Origin of the sequence: Nonlabens dokdonensis (assembly GCF_002162835.1) — a bacterium.
Lineage (GTDB): Bacteria > Bacteroidota > Bacteroidia > Flavobacteriales > Flavobacteriaceae > Nonlabens > Nonlabens dokdonensis_B.
Genome location: NZ_MAAX01000012.1, coordinates 1 through 2,771, shown reverse-complemented (window position 1 = coordinate 2,771; position 2,771 = coordinate 1). Strand labels below are relative to the sequence as shown.

At 38.6% G+C, this 2,771-nt stretch carries 1 protein-coding gene; it reads left to right on the top strand.

Annotation, left to right across the window (positions count from 1 at the left end):
- Positions 1–2,771 (top strand): Calx-beta domain-containing protein (locus tag A9Q93_RS00500; RefSeq protein WP_303685409.1); only part of this gene is annotated, 2,771 nt, incomplete at both ends.

Here is a 2,771-nt window from a genome sequence, read left to right as displayed (position 1 = left end):
ATGTACAGGTCAAACATATAATTTTGCTGGTGCAACTTTGTTAAGTGGTACTCCAGGTAACGTAGGGGCGAGGTATAGATTTCCATCTGTTAGACCTGGGGTCGATGCAATTATTGAGATTACTCAAAGATCTGCGGGAGCTACCTTAAGTAGTATTGATAATGCTACCGGTGATGCTAACGCTTGGCAACCAGTTATTAATTATACTGCTGGTTCTAACGGTGACCTTACAATAAGTTTTAGAGTTGAATTAGTAGAGTCTTCTAACAACGCGATTCCAGCTACTGTAGAAAGAATAGGTGGATTTATTCAAGATATAGATAGCGATGGATCTGGAAGGACTCGTGAATTTTATCGACTTACTAATCTTGTTGGATACTCTTTAAACGAACCTACTAATGTAATAGCAACCGATTTACCTGGTGGAATTACTCAATTTAGAGCTAATGGAACAGGTTCTGCTCCTACTGAGCCAATTGATACGGATCCTAGATATAAAGTCTTCTTTCAACGCCAAGATGTTAATCAATTCAATTATGTAATTGGTGTAACTAAAAACATAAATACAGCTCAAAGTAGATTTTATAGTGTTCAGTTTGATGAGTGTGTTATCGATGATTTTGGGTCAAATCCTACTATTGTAATATTAAACGCTCCTGATCAAGATGGAGATACTATTCCTAATTATTTAGATGATGATTCTGATGGTGACGGTTGTAGTGATACGGTAGAGGCTGGTTTTATTGACGCTTTCGCGAAAGCGGACGAGGATGGAATCCTTGGAAATGCTGCTCCAGAATCCGTTGATGGTGATGGATTAGTTACTTCTGGAGAAATGGGTCAAGGTTATACTTCTCCGACAATGACTGGTACGACGACTTTTGACTTTTTAGATCCATCAATTAATGTTGCTTGTTCTACAACTATAGAAGTTACCAAGACTAGTTCATTCAATCCTGCTACAGGGGTAATTTCTTATACATATGAAGTAGAAAATACTGGTTCAAATTTTGCTTTTGATGTTAATGTTGTTGAGAATTTAGGAACTTTTACTGGTGATAATACACCTGTTCCAGTTCCAACTTACAGTTCTGGTGGTACAGATGAGGATGGTCAAGGAGATGCATTAGATTTAAGACCTGGAGCTACATTAACTTTTACAGCTTCTTATACCGTTAATCAGAATGATATTGATAATGGACAGGTTAATAATCAGGCTACCGCAAGTGCTATTGATGATAATGGAGATAATATTTCAGACATCTCAGACGATGGTAATGATGGTGATGGAAATGTTGAAGATGATGTAACAGAGACTGTTATACCACAGAACCCAAGTTTAATAGTAACTAAAAATCAAATCTCAGGTCCTTCACCAGTAACTGCTGCAAACCAAGTTATTACTTATAGTATTGTTGTTACTAATAATGGAAATGTAAGTATTAATAATGTAGCTGTAGTAGAAACTTATCCAGGCTCTGGTGCAGGAACTTTAAGTGGTGCGACTGAAAGCTTGACAGCAAATGGTATATTAGAGGTCGGTGAGACTTTTACCTATGAGGCTACTTACACAGTCACTCAGGCTGATGTTGATGCAGAAGCTACTTTAACAAATAGTGTATTGGTTACCAGTGATGAGGCTCCTACACCACCAGCTGCTACAGCTGATACTCCGGTGTTATTTATAGCTCTTGAAATAGGTGATGTAACTGTAGTTGAAGATGGTGGTAGTGCAACGGTTCCTGTTAGCATTAGTAACCCAAGTGCGGAAGATACAATAGTAAATATAACTACAGTAGACAACAGTGCTGAAGATCCAGCAGATTATACAACAACAACGGTTACAGTTACTATTCCTGCTGGCCAGACTACTGTAAATGTTTCTGTTCCTATTATCAATGATGCTGTTAATGAGCCTGTTGAAAATTTCACCGTTAATGGAACAGTTGTTAGTGGTAATACGAGTGATTCTTCCGATTCTGGTATTGTTACTATTAATGATGATGATGCTCCTGATCTTGGTTGTGTAAGCGATCAAACCTTTGACTGGTCAACTAGTGGTTGGAATTCGGGAGAAACTTCTAATAGCTATACTGTAAATGGAGCTCAACTTCTATTTACAGCTGCTCCTCCTACAGGAGGTTCTTTTACAGGTGGTTCTCCTGCTGTTGCTCCTTTTTACCAGGGAGATTTGGCAGTTACTGATGACCAGTTGATCTTAGCTTCTTTAGCTTCTGATTTGGATGGTGGATCGATTGATTTAACAGTCGATTTAGGAACCTCTCAAGTAGGTTTGGAAGGCGTCAATTTTTCATTATTTGATATAGACGGAGGAAATAATGGATCAACGGTTAATTATCGTGAATCTGTTACTGTTCAGGGATTTTTGAATGGTGCGCCAGTTAGTCCTATACTATTAGGTTCTAGTATACATACGATTACTGGAAATGTAGTAACAGCTGATGCAGTTGAAGTTCCCGCTTCAGGCTCTGCTTCTTCAGATGGTGTAGTAAGTGTTTATTTCACAAGCCGTGTTGATCAGGTAGTTGTTAGTTTCACTCTAGTTTCCGGAGCCACTTATACTGGTAGTTCATCACCAGGTTTTAGTATGTACGATGTTAGTTTCTGTACATTGCCATCCTTTGAAGTAGGAGATGTAACAGTAGCCGAAGATGCAGGAACAGCAAGTGTACCAGTAAGTATAGCTAATCCAAGCAGTGTAGATACAGTAGTAAGCATTACGACAGTAGACAACACAGCAGAAGATCCAG